This window comes from Burkholderia sp. S-53 (assembly GCF_025560745.1).
Classification (GTDB): domain Bacteria; phylum Pseudomonadota; class Gammaproteobacteria; order Burkholderiales; family Burkholderiaceae; genus Burkholderia; species Burkholderia pyrrocinia.
Map to the genome: position 1 here is coordinate 2,335,065 of NZ_CP090484.1, position 22,156 is coordinate 2,357,220.

At 65.5% G+C, this 22,156-nt stretch carries 16 protein-coding genes and 1 pseudogene; 11 read left to right on the forward strand and 6 right to left on the reverse strand.

What is annotated here, in order from left to right; genetic code table 11:
- Positions 1-29: 29 nt before the first annotated feature.
- Complete coding sequence (locus tag LXM88_RS32585; protein ID WP_262543558.1) at positions 30-1,274, forward strand: NADH:flavin oxidoreductase/NADH oxidase family protein; 1,245 nt, start codon at positions 30-32, stop codon at positions 1,272-1,274.
- Between the two features lie 126 nt (positions 1,275-1,400).
- On the opposite strand, the gene LXM88_RS32590 is transcribed toward LXM88_RS32585, so the two are convergent.
- From LXM88_RS32590 to LXM88_RS32600, 3 genes are all read right to left on the reverse strand, one after another.
- Positions 1,401-2,873: a PepSY-associated TM helix domain-containing protein gene (locus LXM88_RS32590; RefSeq protein ID WP_262543559.1), complete on the reverse strand. Its 1,473-nt coding sequence runs from the start codon at positions 2,871-2,873 to the stop codon at positions 1,401-1,403.
- Between the two features lie 242 nt (positions 2,874-3,115).
- The gene (locus LXM88_RS32595) at positions 3,116-3,601 is read right to left on the reverse strand and encodes a hypothetical protein (RefSeq protein ID WP_262543560.1); all 486 of its coding nucleotides are present in this window, start codon (positions 3,599-3,601) and stop codon (positions 3,116-3,118) included.
- A 209-nt stretch (positions 3,602-3,810) separates the two neighbouring features.
- Complete coding sequence (locus LXM88_RS32600; protein WP_262543561.1) at positions 3,811-4,134, reverse strand: DNA-binding protein; 324 nt, start codon at positions 4,132-4,134, stop codon at positions 3,811-3,813.
- 594 nt (positions 4,135-4,728) lie between these two features.
- Between LXM88_RS32600 and LXM88_RS32605 the strand changes: the two genes are divergently transcribed.
- A complete protein-coding gene (locus tag LXM88_RS32605) occupies positions 4,729-5,361 on the forward strand; it encodes a LysE family translocator (RefSeq protein ID WP_262543563.1) in 633 nt (210 codons plus the stop codon).
- A gap of 69 nt (positions 5,362-5,430) precedes the next feature.
- Here the strand turns inward: LXM88_RS32605 and LXM88_RS32610 are convergent, their stop codons facing one another.
- Positions 5,431-7,059 (reverse strand): NADP-dependent glyceraldehyde-3-phosphate dehydrogenase, encoded by a 1,629-nt coding sequence (locus tag LXM88_RS32610; protein WP_262543564.1) that lies wholly within the window; start codon positions 7,057-7,059, stop codon positions 5,431-5,433.
- Between the two features lie 944 nt (positions 7,060-8,003).
- Between LXM88_RS32610 and LXM88_RS32615 the strand changes: the two genes are divergently transcribed.
- Both LXM88_RS32615 and LXM88_RS32620 read left to right on the forward strand, forming a co-directional pair.
- On the forward strand, positions 8,004-10,133 hold the full coding sequence (locus LXM88_RS32615) for a TonB-dependent receptor (protein ID WP_262543565.1): 2,130 nt from the start codon (positions 8,004-8,006) through the stop codon (positions 10,131-10,133).
- A gap of 78 nt (positions 10,134-10,211) precedes the next feature.
- Positions 10,212-10,682, forward strand: coding sequence for a hypothetical protein (locus LXM88_RS32620; RefSeq protein ID WP_262543566.1), 471 nt, complete (start codon positions 10,212-10,214; stop codon positions 10,680-10,682).
- Between the two features lie 15 nt (positions 10,683-10,697).
- Here the strand turns inward: LXM88_RS32620 and LXM88_RS32625 are convergent, their stop codons facing one another.
- Entirely contained in the window at positions 10,698-11,645 is a 948-nt protein-coding gene (locus tag LXM88_RS32625; RefSeq protein ID WP_262543567.1) for a LysR family transcriptional regulator, read from the reverse strand.
- A 225-nt stretch (positions 11,646-11,870) separates the two neighbouring features.
- Between LXM88_RS32625 and LXM88_RS32630 the strand changes: the two genes are divergently transcribed.
- The 6 genes and pseudogenes from LXM88_RS32630 (at position 11,871) to LXM88_RS32655 (ending at position 18,556) form a co-directional block, all read left to right on the forward strand.
- Positions 11,871-12,899 carry a DUF1338 domain-containing protein gene (locus LXM88_RS32630; RefSeq protein WP_262543569.1) on the forward strand — a complete coding sequence of 343 codons (1,029 nt, stop codon included), beginning with the start codon at positions 11,871-11,873 and terminating at the stop codon, positions 12,897-12,899.
- A gap of 437 nt (positions 12,900-13,336) precedes the next feature.
- Positions 13,337-14,488: a branched-chain amino acid ABC transporter substrate-binding protein gene (locus LXM88_RS32635; protein WP_262543570.1), complete on the forward strand. Its 1,152-nt coding sequence runs from the start codon at positions 13,337-13,339 to the stop codon at positions 14,486-14,488.
- A 192-nt stretch (positions 14,489-14,680) separates the two neighbouring features.
- A complete protein-coding gene (locus LXM88_RS32640) occupies positions 14,681-15,853 on the forward strand; it encodes an NAD(P)/FAD-dependent oxidoreductase (RefSeq protein ID WP_262543571.1) in 1,173 nt (390 codons plus the stop codon).
- Between the two features lie 423 nt (positions 15,854-16,276).
- Positions 16,277-17,122, forward strand: coding sequence for a GNAT family N-acetyltransferase (locus tag LXM88_RS32645; RefSeq protein ID WP_262543572.1), 846 nt, complete (start codon positions 16,277-16,279; stop codon positions 17,120-17,122).
- Positions 17,123-17,225: 103 nt separating this feature from the next.
- Positions 17,226-17,600: pseudogene (locus tag LXM88_RS32650) on the forward strand (VOC family protein); the annotation flags it as partial.
- A 278-nt stretch (positions 17,601-17,878) separates the two neighbouring features.
- Positions 17,879-18,556 (forward strand): hypothetical protein, encoded by a 678-nt coding sequence (locus LXM88_RS32655; protein WP_262543573.1) that lies wholly within the window; start codon positions 17,879-17,881, stop codon positions 18,554-18,556.
- A 65-nt stretch (positions 18,557-18,621) separates the two neighbouring features.
- On the opposite strand, the gene LXM88_RS32660 is transcribed toward LXM88_RS32655, so the two are convergent.
- Positions 18,622-19,593, reverse strand: a complete 972-nt coding sequence (locus LXM88_RS32660) for a LysR substrate-binding domain-containing protein (protein ID WP_262543574.1) — start codon at positions 19,591-19,593, stop codon at positions 18,622-18,624.
- A 136-nt stretch (positions 19,594-19,729) separates the two neighbouring features.
- On the opposite strand from LXM88_RS32660, the gene LXM88_RS32665 reads away from it, so the two are divergent.
- Complete coding sequence (locus LXM88_RS32665; protein WP_262543575.1) at positions 19,730-22,030, forward strand: NADP-dependent malic enzyme; 2,301 nt, start codon at positions 19,730-19,732, stop codon at positions 22,028-22,030.
- Positions 22,031-22,156 lie beyond the last annotated feature (126 nt).

A 22,156-nucleotide genomic window follows, 5' to 3' on the forward strand; every position in this document is an offset into this window, starting at 1 on the left:
TTGGACATCGTCAATCGAGGATGCCCTCCATGAACCTGTTTACGCCCCTGACACTGCCCAACGGTGCGGTGATCCCGAACCGGCTGGCCAAGGCCGCGATGGAAGAGAACATGGCCGATGCCGATCACGCGCCGTCCGACGCGTTGCTGCGGCTGTATCAGGCCTGGGCCGACGGCCAGGTCGGGCTGATGCTGACCGGCAACGTGATGGTGGACGGCCGCGCGATGACGGGGCCGAACGGCGTCGTGCTCGACAGCGACACCTATCTCGACCGCTTCCGCCGCTGGGCGCAGATCGCGCGCTCGGGCGGCGGGCACGTATGGATGCAGATCAACCACCCGGGGCGCCAGATGCAGGCGGCGCTCGGCCAGACGACGCTCGCGCCGTCGGCCGTGCCGCTCGAGCTCGGTGCGCTGTCGAAGCAATTCCCGGTGCCGAAGGAAATGACGCAAGCGGATATCGCCGATGTACAGCAACGCTTCGTGCGCGCGGCGCAGCTCGCGGAGCAAAGCGGCTTCACCGGCGTGCAGATTCACGCGGCGCACGGCTACCTGCTGAGCCAGTTCCTGTCGCCGCTGACGAACCGCCGGCAGGACCAGTGGGGCGGCAGCATCGAAAACCGCGCGCGCCTGCTGCTCGACATCGTGCGGGCCGTGCGTGCGACGGTGTCGCCCGCGTTCGTCGTCGCGGTCAAGCTGAACTCGGCCGATTTCCAGCGCGGCGGCTTCAGCGCGGACGACGCGAAGCGCGTGGTCGAGTTGCTGAATCCGCTCGACGTCGATCTCGTCGAACTGTCGGGCGGCAGCTATGAAGTGCCGGCGATGCAGGGCGAGGCGCGCGACGGGCGCACGCTTGCGCGCGAAGCGTATTTCCTCGAATTCGCGCGCGACATCACGGCCGTCGCGCGGATGCCGCTGATGGTCACGGGCGGCATCCGGCGTCGCGCGGTCGCCGAACAAGTGGTTGAAAGCGGCGTGGCGATGGTCGGCATCGCGACCGCGCTGTCGATCGATCCGAACCTGCCGCGCGACTGGCGGGCCGGCAAGGACAGCGCGCCGGTGCTGCAGCCGATCCGGTGGAAGAACAAGGCGCTGGGCGCGCTAGCCAACATGGCTATCGTCAAGTTCCAGCTCACGCGGCTCAGCGAAGGGCGCCGCACGAACCCGCAGGTGTCGCCGCTGCGCGCGCTGGTCGGGCAGCAACTGGCCGCGCAATGCCAGACGCGGCGCTATCGGAAGTGGATGGCGGGGCGCGCGGCGGGCACGCGCGCGTGACGGCGGTCGTTCGCGGCCGGGGAGTTGGTTGCCCGGCCGGCGTGAATGCCGCGAGAACGGCGGCGGGCACCATCGATCCGAACTTCATGCTTCGGAATCCTTCGAATCGGTGGAATCGCTTTTCGTTCACGCTGACGCGCGCGCCGCACGCGCCGCACGGCCGAACAGCAGACGATCGATCAACCAGACCGCGACGATCGTGATCCCCATCAGCGGGAACACGATGCCGAGCAGCACGAGCCCCGCGATCCAGCCGCGCATCGGCGGCGTGCCGCGTTCGCGCGACGGCGCGCCCAGCTTGGCCGCAGGGCGGCGCTTCCACCACATCACCGCACCCGTGACGGCCATCGCGGCGAGCCCGAGCGACAACACCGCACAGACGATCTGGTTCGCGAGCCCGAAGTAACGCCCCATGTGCAGCGACGTGCCGTACGACACGGCTTTCGACACCGCGCCGTAGTCGTCGTAGCGGATGTCCTTCAGCACTGCACCGCTGTACTGGTCGATGTAGATCGTCCGTTCCGCCTTCGGGTCGGCCGGGAAGTACGACGCGGTGAACACGCCGTCCGCGCCCGACGGCAGCGCGAGCGTGTAGCCGCTCGTCACGCCGAGCCCGGCGACGATCGCGATCGCGCGTGCCAGCGGCAGCGGTGCCGGCGTCGGCGCGGACGGCGAATGCGGAACGGGGACGTTGCCGACCGCCCACGGCGTTTGCGGCAACGGCAGGTCGTCCATCACCATCCCGGGCATCGACTCGTCCGATTCGTGATGATGGCCGGACGGCGCAGCGGCCTGCGCGTGCGCAGGCGCCGCGGCGGCGCCCGGGCGCGTCGAGCGCACCGACGCGCCGCCCCACGTGCCCTCCGGTGAACCGAGGTTCACGGTCGCGGCGAGCGCCTTGAAGTTCTTGCCCCACGAACCCGACCACGGCAGCCCCGACAGGATGAATGCCACCGTGCCGGCCGCGAGCCAGATGCCCGCCGTCGCATGGATGCTCTTCCACAGCGGCCGGCCGCGCAGCGACAGGTCGGGCCGCAGTGCGCGCCCGATGCGCGCGGTGCCACGCGGCCACCACAGCGCGATGCCGGTGCCGATCATCACGAACGTCCAGCATGCGGCGAGCTCCATCAGCAGCTCGCCCGTCTTGCCGAGCAGCAGCTTGCGATGCAGCATCCGGTCGATCTGCATGAAGCGTTGCTCGACGCTCAGCGTGCCGAGCACGCTGCCGTCGTACGGGTTCACGTACACGCTCTCGCGGCTGCCGTCGTGGAGCCGGAATACGTATTCGGCGCTGCGGTCGGGCGCGGTGGAAACCTGGACTGAAACCGGCGTCGCGCCGGCCGGCATCGCGGACCGCGCGTTGGCGAGCATCGTGCCCGGATCGAGCCTTTGCGTGGCACGCGGCTCGACGACCAGCCGGTGCGGATACAGCAGCGGCTCGATTTGCGGCTGGAAGCAATAGAGGGTTCCCGTGATCGCGAGGATCACGAGGAACGGCATTACGAACAGGCCGGCATAGAAGTGCCAGCGCCAGAGCGTCCGGTAACCGGCGCTTGCGGAACGGGCGGGCGAGATCGCCTGCTCGACGGTGGTCGACATGGTGTCAGCTCCTCGTGATCGTCGATCGGCCAGGCCGGCGCGGGCCGGCTGTCGTCGACGTGCGGCACACCGGCACGCCGGCGTCGACGCAACGGGCTACGCAGCTCGATGCGCAGGCCATGCGCAAGGCGGCGTCGCCCGCGCGACGCGGGCAAGCGGGTGAACGCTTGAATCAGGTGGGGTGAAACGAACGGCATGAAGGCCCGTGCACATCGACGTGCACGAGCCGCTTGGCGGAACGTTCAGCAGAACAGCGGAGGAGCGCGGGAGGGCGGGCGATCGTCGAATATCGATCGCACGACGGGAAGGAAATCCGGAGGAATCCGGAAACGCCGCGGAACCGCGGCGGGAAACAGCAGCACCAGCAGTACGAACGACGCGAGTGTCGTGAACAGCGCCGCACCGAATGCGCAAAGGCTGTCGCCGTTTCCGGAGGACGCTGTCTTGTCGGCGTGCGCGTCGTGTTTGAGCGCATCGACGAGCGCCAGCGCGTCGTTGGCCGGCGTGATCGGCGCGCTGGCATCGAAGCGTGCCGCGAGCGCGGCCACGGCGACGATCAGCGGGCCACGGCCCGAACACAGCACCACCGAGCCCGCATCCGGACCATCCGGATCGAGCATCACGGCGCCCGACATCAGCGCGCGGGACAGCAGCGTCACGAGGAGGAAACCCCACAGAAGCTGTCGCGCGACGCCTTGCCGGAGCAGGAAGCGGCGAAGTGCGTTCATGGCGCGCGATTGTACATCGGTTAACGGGGAGGGACCGGACGCAGCGCTGATGAGCGGGATAAGCCGGCCAGCGAGCCGACGCGTACGCGGGTTGCCGCGTCATGCGTCGCCCGGTTTCGCGATCGCAGCGACGAACGATGCGCGCATGCGCTCGTTTCGGGAGTGCCTTTTGCGGCAGCCGGTTCGTCAAGCCGCCTCGTCAAGCCGCGTCATGCCGGATACGAATCGTCGACCTTCAGGTTCGCGAGCCGGAACAGCGTGCGCAGCGTCTGCGGATGAATGTCGCGGCGCGCGGCGAGCGACGTCAGCATGAAGTCGAGCACCTTCGCGTAGCGGAGCAGCACGAGGCAGCGCGCGAGATCGGGCGTGCGGCCGCGCATCTCTTCGGCGACGTGAACCATTTCGGTCGACAGCGTGCGTGCCATCTCGAGTTCCATCTGCTGTTTTTCGGTCCAGTCGGGCAGCGGCTGTTCGAGCACCTTCGCGAGAAAGAGCTGGAACGCCGTGTCGGACGAATTGGGCAGCGCATCCATGAGGGGCCTCGTTGCTTGCGCGAATCGTTCGGGCGTATTCGTGGATGCGCCCGAGGTTGAATTTGTGTCCGCGCGGGTCGTCGGCGCGGCTTTACCCGAACGGAATGCAGGTTCCGTACCAGCGCCGCGATCCGATTGTCGAGCAAGGTTGAGCGGCGCTCCGGCGCCGGTCGGCGAGTCCCGTCGGGACTGGGTTGCGCCGACGGTCGACGAGGGTGTCTACAGGCGGGGCGCCGTGGACGCCAGGCGCACGAAGCGGCTCGGCGACGCGAAATGCTTCAAGGATGTAACGTAACGCGGCGTTGAAACGCGTGGTGCGTTTCCGCCGGCGAACGGCCGAAACGTGTCGGCCTGCGCGTTGCGCCCGCGTCTGCCGTGCGTTCGCCGACGGGAAACGTCGGTACGGGCCGCCCTCCGTCGCACGGCGGAAACGGGCGGCGAATGCGCCGGATGTTTCATAACCGAGACGGTTTTACGAACGGCGATTCGATCGGCGTGGTCATCGAACTGGCCCTGCGATTGGCCGCGCAATTGTCCATGGGCAGACGGCGCGCGTTTGCCAACAATCTCCGAACCCACCCTGCGAGATTCGACATGAGCGTCCACGCCTTCTTCTCGGCCAACCTGCTGCTGGCCTACACGGCCTATTTCATCGGTACGGCCAGCCCGGGGCCGAGCAATCTCGCGATCATGTCGGTCGCCGCGAACCACGGCCGCAAGGCGGCGCTGGCGTTCGCGCTCGGCGTCATTTCGGGGTCGATGTTCTGGGCGACGGTGGCGGCGCTCGGTGTGTCGGCCGCGTTGCTCGCGTGGTCGAAGCTGCTGGTCGCGATCAAGATCTTCGGCGGCCTGTACCTGCTGTGGCTCGCATTCAAGTCGGCGCGTACGGCGCTGTCGCGTACGGCGGCGGCATCGCCGAACGCGGCGGGCGAGCAGCGGCTGTCGCGCTTCTACGCGCGCGGCGCGATGCTGCACCTGACCAATCCGAAAGCCATTCTCGTGTGGGTGTCGATCGTCGCGCTGTCGTCGAACGGCGCGGGCGCGTCGCACGGCGCCGTCGTGCCGGGCTGTGTCGTGATCGGGTGCCTGGTGTTCGGCGGTTATGCGCTCGTGTTCTCGATGGACGGCGCGCGCCGGCTGTACGTGCGCGGCCGGCGCGCGATGGAAGCGGGTCTGGCCGTCGTGTTCGGCGTGGCGGGGATCAGGCTGCTGGCGTCGAACGTATAACGGCGCGCTGCTCGCGGAAACCCTCCGCCGCATCGATGTGCGGCGGAAGGCTCCCGTTTCACGATGGCTTCAGAAAATGAAGCCGGTATTGATGAACTTCGACGTGTGATCCGACACGATCGAGTCGAGCAACTGCTTGCTGCTGTCGGTCTGCTTCGCCGCGACCATCGAGCGGATCGAGAACGCGCGCAGCGCGTCGCTCACCGACAGCGTGCCTTCGGCCGAATCCTTGCGGCCCGCGAACGGGAACACGTCGGGCCCGCGCTGGCACTGGCAGTTGATGTTCACGCGGCACACCTGGTTCACGAGCGGATCGACGAGTGCGCCGATCTGCACCGGATCGGAACCGAAGATGCTGACCTGCTGGCCGTGATCCGACGTCGTCACGTAGTCGAGCGCGGTGTCGACGTCGTCGAACGGCGCGACCGGAATGATCGGCCCGAACTGTTCCTCGCGGTACAGCTTCATCCCTTCGGACACCGGATACACGACGGCCGGATAGAACAGCGTCTTGCTGAATTCGCCGCCCGAGTGGTTGACGACCTGCGCGCCGTTTGCCTTCGCGTCGTCGATCGCGTCCGTCATGTAGGCCGTGCGATGCATGCCGGGCAGCGGCGTGATGCTGACGCCTTTCTCCCACGGCATGCCGATCTTCAGCTGTTCGAGCGCGGCGGTGAAGCGCTTCAGGAATTCGTCGACGATCGAGCGGTGCACCAGCAGCATCTTCAGCGCGGTGCAGCGCTGGCCGTTGAACGACAGCGCGCCGAGCAGGCACTCCTTCACGGTGAGGTCGAGATCGGCGTCGGGCAGCACGATCGCCGCGTTCTTCGCGTCGAGGCCGAGGATCGCGCGCAGCCGGTGCGACTTCGGGTGCTGTTTCTTCAGGTGATCGGCCACCTTGCTCGACCCGATCAGCGCAAGCACGTTGATCTTGCCCGACGCGAGCATGTGCGGCACGACCACCGCGCCCGGCGCGTAGATCGTGTTGATCACGCCCTTCGGGAACGCGTCGCGGAACGCTTCGAGCAGCGGCTCGAACAGCAGCGTGCCGTACTGCGGCGGCTTGAACACCACGGTGTTGCCCATCAGCAGCGCGGGGATCAGCGTCGCGAAGGTTTCGTTCAGCGGATAGTTGTACGGGCCCATGCACAGCACGACGCCGAGCGGCGTGCGGCGAATCTGGCCGATCGTGCCTTCCGCGATCACGAAGCGCGAGTTCGCGTTGTCGAGCTCCTTCAGCGCGTCGATCGTCTGCGTCATGTACGTGACGGTGCGGTCGAACTCCTTCTGCGAATCGGCGAGGCTCTTGCCGATCTCCCACATGATCAGGTTCACGACCAGCTCGCGCTGCGCGACCATTCGCTTGATGAAGTCCTGCATGCACGCGATGCGCTGCTCGACCTTCATCGTCGGCCACTCGCCGCGGCCCGAGTCGTACGCGCGCACCGCGGCGTCGAGCGCCGCGTCGCTCTCCGTTTCGCCCATCACCGGGTAGCTGCCGATCTCCATCTGCTCGACGCTGCCGTCCGCCTGCCGCACGCACACGGGCGACAGCACGGTTTTGGTTGCACCGTCCCACGGTCGCAACTCGCCGTCGACGAGCGACACGCGCTGGTGAATCGGCGAAGCGAGCCGGAACTCGGCGGGGATGTCCTGATAGGCGGGAAACAGTTGCTGCAGGGAGGCGGAATCGGGCATGACGGTCTCGTTTGACGGGGTGTCCGGGAAGGACGGGCGATGCGAATCCTGAGCTGAGCGATCCTCGATCCTGAATCGGCATGATGACGCGCACACGACGACGCGTCACGCGTGGACATGGCCGAATCAGTGATTGGAACCAGTTCCATTAAAAAGGAACGCCGTCGCGAATGCAAGAATTGCCGAATCGTCTCATGCGCATCGTAAGCATTCGGAAAGACTGTTTCCGAATGACCGGTATAACGCGTCCGGTGCAACCGCAAACGTTTCACTCCGGCCGGATTGGGCGGATAATGGCGCGGCGCGGCGAAGAAAAAAATGAAGCGAGCCTGAGAGAGCAGACGTAGTGAACAACAGAAGAAGGTCCGCCGCGTTGCCGATGCGAGGTCGGCTGCCCGGAGCGCCGGGTCGGGGTTGCCCGGCCCGGCGCGCACCGGACCGTTGAATATGTCCCGCCTGCGTCACCAGATCCTTCGTGGTCCTTTCCAATTCCTTCGTCGTCGTTTCCCGAATCCCGCCTGCTGCCTGACCGTTTCCGCACGATGCGCCGGATGCGGCCGACCGAATTCTTTCGTCTTGCTTACGCGACACACGATCCGATTACGCGAAAATGAAAGGCATTCGTCAGGAATGCAGAACGCAACGCGTCCGCACGTTGCGGGCAGGCGACACGTTAAAAATTAATCGAAAACACGAATCATTCTCGTTTAATATTTCGCTCCGTTACGAGCCGTGACGGGAAGTCACGGCTTTTTTCGTGCCGGTCGTGCCGGCCGGCAGCCACCCGCGCCGGCCGTTCGCCTGCCGGCATGCGCGACGGGGCGATCCCCCGCGCGCGTCATCTTCCTTACGGAAAGCGCTTGGTCGGTCGAATCGCCGCGCGATTCGCGCGTCGGCCGGGTGCGTTTCCGTTCGCCGTTTTTTCTTCACCCCCTACGTTCACGATGAAACTCAACACGAGCGCTTGCCATGCGCTTCTGATCGTCACGTCGCTGGCCGGCGCCCGCACTGCGTTCGCGCAGGCGAGCGACACCGCAGCAACCTTGCCCGCGATTTCCGTCAAGGCGGCGGCCGAGCCTGCGTCGTACGACGCAGGCCGGTCGCGCGCGGCGACCAAGACCGACATGTCGCTGATGGACGTGCCGCAGACGGTGAACGTCGTCCCGCACGCGGTGATCGAGGACCAGAACGCGTCGTCGATGCAGGACGCATTGCGCAACGTGCCGGGCGTCGGCTTCTCGGTCGGCGACGGCCAGCGCGACCAGATCACGATCCGCGGTTTCAACAGCATCACGGACCAGTACGTCGACGGCATTCGCGACGACGCGCTCTACTATCGCGACCTGTCGAACGTCGAGCGCGTCGAGGTGCTGAAGGGGCCGGCGGCCGTGCTGTACGGGCGCGGCTCGGCGGGCGGCATCGTGAATCGCGTGCTGAAGCGGCCGGACGCGAACCCGGTGCGCGACGTGGGCGTGACGCTCGGCACGCGCGGCGAGCGGCGCGGCGAATTCGACCTCGGCTGGAATGCGAACGACGCGGCGCGTTTCCGCATCACCGGTGCGGCCGAGAACTCGAACAGCTTTCGCGACCAGTTCCAGCTCAACCGCCAGGCGATCGCGCCGTCCGCGCAGTTCAAGCTCGACAGCGACACGGTGCTGAACGTCGAATTCGACTACCTGCACGACCGCCGCACGTCCGACCAGGGCCTGCCCGCCTATCGCGGCCGGCCGGTCGATGTGCCGATCAACACGTATTACGGCTCGGCCGATGCGGCGAGCAGTTCGTACAACGACGTCTCCGCGAAGAGCGCGACGGTGTCGCTCGATCACCGCTTCAACGATTCGCTGTCGTTCCACGGTGCGATCCGCGCGTACGACTTCTCGCTCGAACGCAAGAACTACGTGACGTTCGAGCCGATCAAGACGGCCGTGCACCCGGTCGTGACGCTCGACCAGTCGACGCGCCAGCGCACCGACCACGGCATCGACGGCGTGTTCGAGCTCACGCAGAAGACGTCGCTGCTCGGCATGCGCCACGAGCTGCTGTACGGGCTGGAGCTGTCGCAGCAGCAGAAGTTCGACACGATCTACAGCGTAACGAAGGTCGCCACCTACGATCTCTTCAACCCGCAGCAGGTGATCCTGCCCGGCGTGCCGACCGGCGCGCGTGCGAAGACGAATGCGTCGACCGTCGTCGGGCTCGCGGGTGTCTACGCGCAGGACCTGATCTCGCTGACCGAACACTGGAAGGTGCTCGCCGGCCTGCGCTTCGACTACCTGAACCAGATCCGCCACGACTACACGTCGTCGAACGTCAATCTCGACCGCACCGATCACGCGTGGAGCCCGCGCGTCGGCCTGATCTACGAACCGCTCGACTGGCTGACGCTGTACGGCTCGTTCAGCCAGTCGTTCTCGCCGCTCGCCGATACGCTGATCAGTTCCGGCGCGTTCGCGAACGGCGCCGCGCTCGCGCCGCAGAAGACCACCGCGTACGAAGTCGGCTCGCGTTTCGACCTTGGCGGCAAGGCGACGGCCAGCGTCGCGCTGTTCGACATGCGGCAGACCAACCAGCAGATCGGCGATCCCGCGAATCCCGGCTATGCGCTGCCGATCGGCACGCAGCACGTGCGCGGGATGGAGCTGGGCTTCACCGGCGAGATCGCGCCGAAGTGGTCGGTGTATGCAGGCTACGCGTACCTGAACGGTACGGTCGACGGTTCGGCGCAATCGACGGCGGCCGGCCTCGCACTGTCGAGCAACACGCCGGGGCTGATGCCGCGCCACAGCGCGAACTTGTGGCTGAAGCGCGAGTTGCCGTACGGCTTCTATGCGGCGGCCGGCATGCAGTTCCAGTCGGCGCGTTACACGTCGGCCAGCGATCTTGTCACGCTGCCGTCGTTCACCGTGTTCAACCTGGGCGCCGGCTATCGCAGCAAGAAAGTCGACGTGACGCTCACGCTCGACAACCTGTTCAATCGCCGTTACTTCATTGCCGCACACGGCAACGCGGACCTGTACAACATGCCCGGCGATCCGCGTACGCTGACCGCGACGGTGAAGTGGCACATGTGACGGGCTTGCTGCGCGACAATGCGGGTCTTCGTCACGATGACCTGCATTTCATTGCTCATGATCCGGAAAGCGATTGATATGTCGAGCCTGCATGGCAGCGCCCGCGTATTGTGCGTGTGGCTGCTGGCGTGCGGTGCTGCCGCGGCGGGCGCGCAACCGGTGCCCACCGACACCGAGCCGGACTGCCGCTCGGTGCATGTCGGGCGGGCGATCACGTTGTCGGGCCGCTACGCGCTCGACTATGGCGACGAATCGATCGGTTCGGACGTGTGGTTCGAAGAGGACGACGCATCGGCGCGGCGCTTGCCGGACCGTTCGCAGCGCGCGGGCGTGATCGTGTTCACGAACCCGCGCGACGCGACGCGCGGGCTTCGGCTGCCCGCCGCGCAGCCGGACGGCGTGTGCCGGTTCGACGGGCGCGCGACGATCGTGATTCGCGATCTGTATACCGTGTGCCCGGGGCTGGAAACGCCCGATCGTGCGCGGCTGGTGAAGGTCGTCGCGGCCGACCTGCCGACACGGCACGCCTGCGACGCCGCCGCGCCGTGACCTGAAACGGGCGCGTTACTCGACGTCCTCGTCATCCTCCACGTCGGCGTCATCCGCATCCCCCCCCGGCGCCGCATATGCGCTCGCCTGCTCGAGCAGCCAGCCGCGAAACAGCTCCAGCGGCTTGCTGTGGCTGAGTTCCGTCGGATACACGAGGTAGTACGCGGAATCGCCGACCGTCGCCGCGTCGCACGGCACGACGAGGCCGAGCTGCTGCAACTGTTCCTCGACGAAGAACTTCGGCACGAGCGCGATCCCGAGCCCGGCCGCGGCCGCGCTGATCAGCATCGTATGCAGTTCGTAGCGCACGCCCTGCATCGTGCGGATGTCCTCGACGCCGTGCGTCTCGAACCACTGCGCCCACGCACCGGGGCGCGTCGTCGAGTGCAGCAGCGGATACGCGAGCAGATCCTCCACACGCTCGACGGGCCTGTCGAGCAGCGCGGGCGAGCAGATCGGCACGACTTCCTCGCCGAACAGGTAGTCGGACGACGTACCGGGCCAGGTCGGCTTGCCGTAATGGATCGCGGCCTCGAAGTGCGTGTCCTCGAACGAGAACAGGTCGGTGCGGCTGCCCATGTTCACGCGCACGTCGGGCGTGCGGTCGTAGAAGCTCTTGATGCGCGGGATCAGCCAGTGCGACGCGAACGTCGGCAGCACCGCGAGCTCCAGGTAGCCGCCGCCGCTGCCGTGCGCGATGATCGACAGCGTGTCGCGGTCGAGCGCTTCCAGCGCGCGCCGCACCTGCGTGCCGTACAGCTTGCCGGCGCGCGTCAGCACGACGCGCTGCTTCACGCGCGCGAACAGCCGCACGCCGAGGCTCGCCTCGAGCGTCGCGATCTGCCGCGATACCGCGCTTTCGGTCAGGAACAGCTCCTTGGCCGCGTGCGTGAAGCTCTCGTGGCGCGCGGCGGCTTCGAAAGCCACCAGTGCGCCCATGTTGGGGATCTTGAATTTACGCATGATGCTCTATTCGTCTGATGAACGGCCCCTTCCGGCGCGGGCCGGCGAACCGGGGTGGGGACGGACAATAATTCCAAAAACTCATCACATATCAATATAATCTCGCTTTACGCCCGCCTGCAACCCTTTGAATAATGCTTGCCACGCAAGGTCAGGCGCCCGATGGGCCGCCGGCCGACGAGTTGCCGGCACGTTTGCCGGCGGTCCCCCGAGACGAGAATCCTGATGCGCAATCCGAATATCGAGAGCTTGCTGACGAAGCTGCTGGGACAGGCGAAGACCGACGCCCTGTTCTCGACCCTGAACATGCCGGCCATCCTCGAAGAATGGGAAGACGGCGTCGTGACGCGCGCGGAAATCGCGCAGGCGATGAACATGGCGCTGTTCGAAGGGCTGCTCGAACGTTCGGCAAACGGCCGCGCCTATACGGCCGACGCGATCGAAAGCGGCGGCTCGGTCTACTTCGACCACGGTGCGTTGCGCACGGTGCGCTGGCCGCATACGGGCGCGCTGCCGCCGGGCGAGGCCGCGTTCACACGCATCCTGCGTCCGCTCGGCTTCCGTCTGAACGGCCGTTATCCGCTCGACAAGCTCGGCATGACCGGCCGCGCGTATGCGCACGAGGATGCACCGGACGAAATCGCACAGTTCTTCGTCAGCGAACTGCATCCGGAGCGTTTCTCGAAGGAATTCCAGCAGGCCGTGACGAACGTCGTGAGCTCGTCGCGCGATCCGCTGTCGCCGGTGGCCGTTGCGCTGCTGTGGGAAGTCGAACGCGAAGGCTGGCTGTCGCTCGACGCCGCGCACGCGCTGCTGCCGGAGATCGTCGGCGCCTTCGCGCGCCAGCACGACCTGCCGAACGAACTCGACTACGAAACGCTGCTGATGGAATCCGCGGAAATGGCGTGGATCTCGACCGAAGGCAACGCGTTCAACCATGCGACCGACCGCGTCGCCGACGTGTTCAAGCTGTCCGATGACGAGAAGGCGAAAGGCCGGCCGATGAAGCCGGAAGTCGAGCGCTCGCGCTCGGGCCGCGTGTTCCAGACCGCGTATCGCGCGGATACCGTCGAGCGCGAATTCCGCACGCGCGACGGCGGCACCGTGAAGCGCAACGTGCCGGGTTCGTTCTACGAGTTCATCACGCGCAAGCGCACCTTCGACCAGGCGGCGCGCCGCTGGGTGACCGACCTGCGTTTCGATGCGGGCAACGCGCAGGGCATCTTCAAGATGACGGCGAACGCGGCGAAGTAATCGTGCCGCGAAGCGGGTGGTGATGCGGTGGCGGCATGATTGCCGCGTGCGTATCGACTCGTCGCGTCGAATGCCGTGAATCGATCGGGCGGGGCGTGCAAGCGCCTCGCCCGATTGCGTTTGGCGGCGGCCGAAGTACGGCGGTTCGCCGGCCCGCCGACGCACGGGCCGCGCGCTTTTCGCGCACCGGAACTTGATGACAAATCCTCACAACATAGTTCCGATAATTCGTTTGCTGCACGGGTATTGGCTACCCACAATCCATTCACCTCTTTCGCGGTGAAAGGTTCTACGGAGACGGAACCGCGGTGATCGGCCGGCCGGTTTGACGCCTTCGTCGAATGGCGCCCGGCAGCGAACGACATCGCCCGCACGCAGGAGGTCGCCGACGCGCGGCAGCCGCGCGTTGCATCCCGACCCACAGAACAAGGACTGCCATGACGTTCCGCATTCGTTCGCTTTCCGGCGTTGCATTGACCGCCGCGATCCTCGCGTTCCAGACGGGCGCGGCTCATGCGCAGGAGACCGTCGTCAAGGTCGGCGTGGCCGGCCCGCTGACGGGCGGCGGCGCCGCATACGGCAAGGACATCGAGAACGGCGTGCGCATGGCCGTCGACGAAGCGAATGCCGCGCACACGACGGTGGGCGGCAAGCCCGTGAAGTTCGTCGTCGCGTCGCAGGACGACCAGAGCGATCCGCGCACCGGCGTGCAGGCCGCGCAGCAGCTCGCCGATGCGCAGGTGGCTGTCGTGATCGGCCATTTCAATTCGGGCACGACGCTGCCCGCGTCGAAGATATACGCGAAGGCCGGCATTCCGATGATTACACCGTCGGCGACCAATCCCGACATCACGCGCGCCGGGCTCGGCACCGTGTACCGCGTGATCGCGACCGACACGCAGAACGCCGGCAACGCAGGCGCGTATGCGGCGAGCGTGACCAAGGCGAAGCGCATCGCGATCATCGACGATCGCACCGCGTTCGGCCAGGGCGAAGCCGACGAATTCGAGAAGTCCGTGAAGGCGAATGGCGGCACGATCGTCGCGCGCGAATTCACGAACGACAAGGCCGTCGACTTCAGCGCGCAGCTCACGAAGATCAAGAGCACGAATGCCGATCTCGTGTTCTTCGGCGGCCTCGACGCGCAGGCCGCGATGCTCGTGAAGCGCATGCGCCAGCTCGGCATCCGCGCGCAGTTCCTCGCCGGCGGCGGCGTGATGAACGCGAACTTCATCAAGCTGGCCGGCAGTGCGGCGGAAGGCGCGGCCGTGTGGGAATACGGGCAGCCGCTGTCGCGTCTCGCGAAGGGCAAGCTGTTCGAAACGAAATTCAAGCAGAAGTACGGCGTCGACATGCTCGCGTATGCACCGTTCGCGTACGACGCGACGTGGATCGCGATCAACGCGATGCAGAAGGCGAACTCGACGAAGCCGGCCGATTTCAACGGCGCACTGAAGGGCACGCGCTACGACGGCATCACGGGCACGATCGCGTTCACGAACACGGGCGACCTGAAGAACCCAAGCTCGACGCTGTATGAAGTGAAGAACGCCGCGTGGCAGCCCGTCACGACGAAATCGGCGGATTGAACGCAAGCGCGCGCGGGCTTTCGCGGCGATGCCGGACGTGCTGAAATACCGTGAGCGATCGGTTGCGATCGCGGCGCACGCCGGGGCGATCGCCCGGGAAGCCTGCAGGCGCGACGCCGCGCGCGGCGCGGCACGAACAACCAACGGGCGCGGCCGGCTGGCCGTGCCTTTTACGTGCAACTGGAGTCAGTCGTGAGTTCTCAAGTCGTCATCGTCGGCGGTGGTGTGATCGGCAGCTCGATCGCCTATTTCCTGCGCGCCACCGATCCGACGGTCGCCGTGACCGTCATCGAACGCGACCCCACCTATGCGCGATCGTCGTCGGCGCTGTCGGCTGCGTCGATTCGCCAGCAGTTCTCGACGCCGCTGTCGATCGAGATGTCGCTGTTCGGCATCGACTTCCTGCGCACGATCGGCGAACGGCTCGAAGTGGACGGCAACCGGCCGTCGATCGACCTGCACGAAGGCGGTTACCTGTTCCTCGCAACACCGGCCGGCGATGCGACGCTGCGCGAGAACCATGCGCTGCAGACCCGCCTCGGCGCCGATATCCGCTTGATGGATCGCGATGCACTGCGTGCGAAGTTTCCGTGGCTGAACGTCGACGATCTCGTGTCGGGCGCGTACGGCGTGAGCGGCGAAGGCTGGTTCGACGGCTACGGGCTCGTGCAGGCGCTGCGCAAGAAGGCGCAGGCGCTCGGGGCGCGGTATGTGCCGGCCGATGTGAAGGAGGTGGTGCGCGATGGACGGAAGATCACGCATGTCGTGACGGGCGACGGCGAGCGCCATGCGTGCGACACGCTCGTCAACGCGGCCGGTGCATGGACGCGCACGCTGTCGTCGATGATGGGCATCGACATTCCCGTGTATGCGCGGCGCCGCAGCATCTTCAACGTGTCGTCGCCGGCGAAGCTCACCGATTGCCCGCTGCTGATCGATCCGACGGGCGTGTATTTCCGGCCGGAAGGGCGCACGTATATCTGCGGGACGTCGCCGAGCCCGGATCGCGACCCGGACGACCTGCCGCTCGACGAGGTCGATCACGACCTGTTCGACGAGGTGATCTGGCCGACGCTCGCGAATCGCGTGCCGGAGTTCGAGGCGCTGCGCGTGGAGAACTGCTGGTCCGGGTATTACGAGTACAACGTGTTCGACCACAACGCGATCATCGGATATCACCCGGAACTCGATAACGTCGTGTTCGCGAACGGCTATAGCGGCCACGGGCTGCAGCAAGGGCCGGCGACGGGGCGCGGCGTCAGTGAACTCATTCTGGGCGGGCGTTATGAATCGCTCGACCTGTCGTCGCTCGGCTGGGCGCGAGTGCTGGAAAACCGGCCGATCGTCGAAAAGAACGTCGTGTAGCGCGGCGTAACCGCCCGGTGTAGCGTGGGCGGGATTCTCCTTGTGTCTCAAACCCATTAGCCCGACTTTGTCGGGCTTTTTTTTGTTGTTCGCGGGTTTTGGTGATGGGTGCTTGGTGACTCGTTGCGGCCGGTCACCTGTTCTGACCTTGAGGATCGCTAACAGAGTGATCCGGTCATCCGTGGCGGCTTCACGGAGACAGCATTGCGCCGATACGCGTCAATTTCGGTGCTCCTCGGGCCGGAACAAGCGTGATGACAGTTCCACTCGGCTTGGGATTATGATGACTCGATCGGCAGCCCTGGCTTGGGGCATGATTGCACGGTCTGTTCTGTCAGTTGGCCGGTGCTCGCTTGCCGGCGCTTTCCCGATGCATTTTCCGTAACACGAGGCGGCGATCCTTAAAGCCGCAGTGGGGGAACCATGGATCAAGGCAGCGACTTTATCGTGCGGACCATGTCGGCCGACGAGGTAGCCATGTCGGTCGAATGGGCGGCTGCGGAAGGGTGGAACCCTGGCTGGCATGACCCGCACTGTTTCAGGGAAGCGGACCCGGCCGGGTTCTTCGTCGGCATCTGGCGCGGCGAGCCGGTCGCGTGCCTCGCCGCCGTCGCCTATGACGAACGCTTTGGCTTCATCGGTCTTTACATCGTGAAACCCGGGTTCCGCGGCAAAGGCTTCGGTATGCGGATCTGGCAGCACGGCATGCGTTATCTGGGAGACCGCAACGTCGGTCTCGATGGTGTCGTCGCGCAGCAGGCGAACTACAGGAAGTCCGGGTTCCGGCTCGCGTATCGCAACATCCGCTATCAGGGGCGCGTGGACGGCATCGGGTGCGCGCAGGTAGCATCGGCGGCCGAGGTGCCGTTCGAGCAGTTGCTTGCCTACGATCGCCAGTGTTTTCCCGCGGCGCGCGAGCGTTTCGTCTCCGCGTGGATCGCGCAGCCGGATGCCGTTGCGCTCGCAACGGTCGACGCCGGCCGTGTCGCCGGATACGGTGTCGTGCGCCGCTGCAACGCGGGCTGCAAGATCGGCCCGCTCTTTGCCGACGATGCAGGTGTCGCCACCGGGCTGTTTCGCGCGCTGGCGGCGAGCATGCCCGGCGAGGTCATCGTGCTCGACGTGCCGGAAACGAATCCCGCGGCCGTCGCGCTGGCGGAACGGCACGGCATGACGAGCGTGTTCGAAACCGCGCGGATGTACACGAAAGACGCGCCTGCGGTCGCGATCGATCGCGTGTTCGGGGTGACGTCGTTCGAGCTGGGGTGATGGGACGGACGGGGCTGCCGTCGATGGCTGCATGTGGCAACATCGCGGTGATCCGCACATCACGTCGGGGCGCGGGCGGGCCCAACTATCCGAGGGGGAACTCATGTTTGACCACGTCAAATTCGGAGTCAGCGATTTCGCAGCGAGCAAGGCGTTTTTCATCAAGGCACTTGAGCCGCTTGGCGTAGTCGTCGCGGGGGAGGGGGAGCCTTCGTACGGCATCGAGCTTTGTCCGCCGGGGCCGTGGCAGCCTTCGTTGTGCCTGTTCCAGACTTCGGAGAAGCCCGCGCATCTTCACCTCGCATTCAAGGCCGAGAATCGGCGGCAAGTCGACGAGTTCTATCGCGCGGCGCTGGAGGCGGGCGGGAAGGACAATGGCGCGCCGGGGCTGAGGCCGCGTTACAGCGCGAATTACTACGCGGCGTTCGTCATCGGGCCGGATGGGCACAATATCGAGGTGGTGTGTCAGCGGGTGGAGGGGGGAGTCTTCGGGGCGACTCGTCTGCGCCGCCGAAAGCACGAAGCGCTGCGCCTACTACGACTCGCTCGGTTTTATCCGCGTAGGACTGAAATCAGACGACTACGTTTGGTCACTGTACGAGAAACCGACTGACTAGTTTCGATCAGAACGTCGACACGATTTTCGTACATGCCTGGTCAGATGGCCGGACGTGGTTGGCCGCAACCATCCGTTCGACAGCGGCGGCATCATCATCGACAATCTGCGGAAATTAACGGAAGAGAGAGGGAGAGGGCATGCGCTGGATCTGCAAGACGCTCGGGGTGATCTTGAGCATTTCCGTCGTTGGCATCACCGATGCTCAGGCGACATCCAGCGAACCTGCTTTCCCGCGCTATACCCAGACGGAGGGCAAGCATGATGCCGATGGACTCCCGCTGTCCGGGGTGAAACTCTGCGTGCTTCCAGACCGTGCGCCGTGCTTCGAGATGCCGCCGGCTCCTGTTTCCGGTTCTTCCAAGGAGCTATATCAGTTCGGACTGAATCCACGGTCCGAACGGTTGCCGATTGCATCGGGCGGTTCCTGGGTGTTCTTCTCGGGGATGTTCTCGGGCGGTGGCAGCGGGATGCTGGAGCGCGTAGCCGTACTGCGTTATGGCGCGAACGGCAAGATCGAGAATCTGATGCCGGAAATCACCGAAACGGAGATGGCCGATCGCGCGATGTGGAAGGTGCCGGAAGTCTCGCCCTATCCGCTGTTTGTCCGGGCGGATTATGTCTGGGGCAAGGACGAGAGTCATTTCGAAAAGCACTTCTTCGAAGTCGACGCGTGGACGTTCGATTCCGCAACCAGTCAGTACAAGAAGCGCTTTTCCTACCGGACAGCCAAGCGCTACGACAGGGGCGAGGGCTCCGATCATGTGCTGAGCGCCGAGCGCGCGGAAATCCTGCGACGCCTCACCGCCAGCAAATAGCCTGCCGCGGGTGCGCCGCGTATCCGTGTAGAGGCGTGACTGTTTTCGGCGGGCGGCCTGCAGCCTTATCGCCGCGCTTCCCCATATGTCTCTTTACACACCTCACGTAGCGCGTCGACGAGCAGATCGCGCGCCGGCGAATGCGAGTCGGCGGAGCGGGTAAACAGCGCAATAGGCGGAAGCGTCCACACCAGCGAGTAAGGCACGATCGCCACGCCGGCAATCCGCACCAGTTCCTCCGCGATATCGGCCGGCACGATCGATACGGCCTCGTCGCTCGACGCGATCATTTCGCCGATCAGCTTCGACGAGTAACTTTCGACGATCGGAACGGGTGGCGGGATGCCGGCCGACAGAAACAGGTCGGTCACCTGTTCCCGCATCGGCGTATGCGGCGCGCCGAGAATCCAGTCGAGCGCGTGCAGCTTGTTCCAGTCCAGCGTCGTGCGAGCCAGTTTCGCGGCTAGCCGCCGGCTCGCGATCATCCGCGGCTGCTGCTGGTACAGCACCTCGAAGGAAACCTGGCCCAGATCGATCGCCGACGACGCGCGCCCGATCACGATGTCGACGCTGTGGTCCTTGAGCTGCAGCAGCAGCTGATCGCTGGTGCCTTCGTGGATCGTCACGGTCAGGCGCCGCTCCATGCGCGCTTGCAGCCGCTTCAGCGCCGCCGACAGCATCTGGCCGGAAATGAACGGAATCACGCCGATGTGCAGGTGGGCCGCGTGCCCGGCGGCGACGGCCTCCATCTCGCGGGCGAGGTGGTCGAGATCCTTGATCATCGCCTTTGCCCGTTCGAGCACGACCGCGCCGAGCGCAGTCGGCCGCATGCCGCGCGACGAGCGCTCGAAGAGCGGCGTGCCGAACATGCTCTCCAGCTCGGACAGCGCGTTCGTCACGGCGGGCTGGCTGCTGGCCATGTGCTCCGCGACGCGCGTCAGCGACCCGTGCTGCTGGATCTGCAGCAACAGCACCAGATGCCGAATCTTCAGACGTGCGCCTAGCCGCCTGACCACGTCGTTTGCGTCAAAAGTCATTGACTGGTCATGCATTCATCATGAAAAAGTGATGGACCGATATTAAAACAGAATCATCACCTTATGGCGGATCCCTAGAATCACCTTCATGGATCGCGCCGGGACTGGCCTGGCGCCCGTGCCCGGACCGAAAAACATGAAACAGACTGAGACACAGCAGCAGGCAGCGTTCGACTATCACGAGTTTCCGACCCCGGGGAAGATCTCGGTCGTCGCCAGCAAGCCGCTCGTGACCCAGCGCGATCTCGCGCTGGCTTACACCCCGGGCGTGGCGGGGGTGTGCGAGGCGATCGCGGCCGATCCGCTGCAGGCGCACCGCTTCACGAGCCGCGGCAACCTGGTGGGCGTGATCACGAACGGCACCGCGGTGCTCGGTCTGGGCAACATCGGCCCGCTCGCATCGAAGCCGGTCATGGAAGGCAAGGCCGTCCTGTTCAAGAAGTTCGCGGGGATCGACGTCTTCGACATCGAGATCAACGAAACCGATCCGGACAAGCTGGTCGACATCATCGCCGGCCTCGAACCCACGTTCGGCGGCATCAATCTCGAGGACATCAAGGCGCCGGAGTGCTTCACGGTCGAGCAAAAGCTGCGCGAACGCATGAAGATTCCCGTCTTCCATGACGATCAGCACGGCACCGCCATCACCGTATCGGCCGCTTTCATCAACGGGCTGAAGGTCGTCGGGAAGTCGATCAAGGAGGTGAAGGTCGTGACGTCGGGGGCCGGGGCGGCCGCGCTGGCCTGCCTGGACCTGCTGGTCGACCTCGGGCTGCCGGTCGAAAACATCTGGGTGACCGATATCGAAGGCGTCGTCTATCGCGGCCGTACCACGTTGATGGACCCGGCGAAGTCGCGCTTTGCGCAGGAAACCGATGCGCGCAAGCTGTCCGAAGTCATCGGCGGCGCGGACGTGTTCCTGGGCCTGTCGGTCGGCGGCATTCTGAGCGCGGAGATGCTGAAGGAGATGGCGGCGCGTCCGCTGATTCTCGCGCTGGCCAACCCGACGCCGGAAATTTTCCCGGAACTGGCGCATGCGACGCGCGACGATGTCGTGATCGCGACGGGTCGCTCGGACTACCCGAACCAGGTCAACAACGTCCTGTGTTTCCCGTACATTTTCCGCGGCGCACTGGACGTGGGCGCGACGACGATCACCCGCGAAATGGAAATCGCCGCGGTTCACGCGATCGCGGGGCTTGCCGAGGAAGAGCAGAACGAAGTCGTTGCGGCTGCGTATGGCGCGTACGACGTGGCCTTTGGTCCGCACTACCTGATTCCGAAGCCGTTCGATCCGCGCCTGATCGTTCGTATCGCGCCGGCCGTGGCCAAGGCGGCGATGGAAGGCGGCGTCGCGACGCGCCCGCTGGCGAATCTCGACGCGTATGTCGAGCAACTGCAGCAGTTCGTGTACCACTCCGGCGCGTTCATGAAGCCGCTGTTCGCGACGGCGCGTCAGCTTGTGCGTGACGGCGGCAAGGCACGGATCGTCTTCACCGAAGGCGAAGACGAGCGTGTGCTTCGCGCCGTGCAGGTGATCGTCGATGAAAAACTGGCGCGGCCGATCCTGGTTGGGCGTCCTGAGGTGCTGCTTGCGCGGATTGAGCGGTTTGGCCTGCGCCTGCGACTCGGTCAGGATGTCGAAGTGACCAATCCGGAATATGACGAGCGGTTTCCGCAATACTGGGCGACGTATTGGGAACTGCGGTGCCGGGACGGTATTTCGAAGGAGATGGCGCGCGTCGAAATGCGGCGTCGCCTGACCCTGATCGGCGCGATGATGGTGCGGCTCGGCGATGCGGACGGCATGATTTGCGGGACGGTTGGCGAGTATCACAATCACCTGCGGTTCGTCGACGAAGTGATCGGCAAGAAGCCGGGTGCTTCGACGTACGCGGCGATGAATATTCTGTTGCTCGATCAGCGGACGGTGGCGCTGGTGGATACGCACGTCAACGACAATCCCGATGCCGAGCAGATCGCGGAATTCACGATTGCGGCGGCGCGGCAGATGGAGTGGCTGAATTTGACGCCGAAGGCTGCGTTGCTGTCGCGGTCGAATTTTGGGTCAGGGAGTGCGGCTTCGGGCGTGAAGATGCGCCGGGCGCTGGAGATCGTCCGGGAGCAAGCGCCCGATATCGAGGCGGATGGTGAGATGCATGGCGACTGTGCGCTCGATGAAGGGCTGCGGTCGAAGTTGCTTCCGATGTCGCCGCTGAAGGGTGCTGCGAATCTGCTCGTTTGTCCGAACGTGGATGCGGGGAATATCGCTTACAACCTGCTGAAGACCGAGGCGGGCAGCAATGTGGCGGTGGGGCCGTTCTTGCTGGGCGTCAACGCACCCGTGAACATTCTCACTTCGAGCGCGACCGTGCGGCGGATCGTGAATATGGCGGCGTTGACGGTGATTGAGGCGAATCGCAGTGCGTCTGTCTGATTGATTGTGTCTTGTGGGGGGCGCGGCCCCCCACGGTTGTCCACACCCAGCCGGGCTGAAGCGTCATGTGTTCACGCCGGAGCGGGAAGTCTCGAAGCCACGTATCGAGCGGCTTGCCGTAAATGG

Excerpts from the sequence above, each read along its gene's own strand:
- LXM88_RS32595 (WP_262543560.1), bottom strand. The coding sequence starts at position 3,601 with ATGAACGCACTTCGCCGCTTCCTGCTCCGGCAAGGCGTCGCGCGACAG.
- LXM88_RS32610 (WP_262543564.1), bottom strand. The coding sequence starts at position 7,059 with ATGCCCGATTCCGCCTCCCTGCAGCAACTGTTTCCCGCCTATCAGGAC.
- LXM88_RS32615 (WP_262543565.1), top strand. The coding sequence starts at position 8,004 with ATGAAACTCAACACGAGCGCTTGCCATGCGCTTCTGATCGTCACGTCG.
- LXM88_RS32660 (WP_262543574.1), bottom strand. The coding sequence starts at position 19,593 with ATGACTTTTGACGCAAACGACGTGGTCAGGCGGCTAGGCGCACGTCTG.
- LXM88_RS32605 (WP_262543563.1), top strand. The coding sequence starts at position 4,729 with ATGAGCGTCCACGCCTTCTTCTCGGCCAACCTGCTGCTGGCCTACACG.
- LXM88_RS32590 (WP_262543559.1), bottom strand. The coding sequence starts at position 2,873 with ATGTCGACCACCGTCGAGCAGGCGATCTCGCCCGCCCGTTCCGCAAGC.
- LXM88_RS32630 (WP_262543569.1), top strand. The coding sequence starts at position 11,871 with ATGCGCAATCCGAATATCGAGAGCTTGCTGACGAAGCTGCTGGGACAG.
- LXM88_RS32665 (WP_262543575.1), top strand. The coding sequence starts at position 19,730 with ATGAAACAGACTGAGACACAGCAGCAGGCAGCGTTCGACTATCACGAG.
- LXM88_RS32635 (WP_262543570.1), top strand. The coding sequence starts at position 13,337 with ATGACGTTCCGCATTCGTTCGCTTTCCGGCGTTGCATTGACCGCCGCG.
- LXM88_RS32645 (WP_262543572.1), top strand. The coding sequence starts at position 16,277 with ATGGATCAAGGCAGCGACTTTATCGTGCGGACCATGTCGGCCGACGAG.
- LXM88_RS32600 (WP_262543561.1), bottom strand. The coding sequence starts at position 4,134 with ATGGATGCGCTGCCCAATTCGTCCGACACGGCGTTCCAGCTCTTTCTC.
- LXM88_RS32655 (WP_262543573.1), top strand. The coding sequence starts at position 17,879 with ATGCGCTGGATCTGCAAGACGCTCGGGGTGATCTTGAGCATTTCCGTC.
- LXM88_RS32625 (WP_262543567.1), bottom strand. The coding sequence starts at position 11,645 with ATGCGTAAATTCAAGATCCCCAACATGGGCGCACTGGTGGCTTTCGAA.
- LXM88_RS32585 (WP_262543558.1), top strand. The coding sequence starts at position 30 with ATGAACCTGTTTACGCCCCTGACACTGCCCAACGGTGCGGTGATCCCG.
- LXM88_RS32620 (WP_262543566.1), top strand. The coding sequence starts at position 10,212 with ATGTCGAGCCTGCATGGCAGCGCCCGCGTATTGTGCGTGTGGCTGCTG.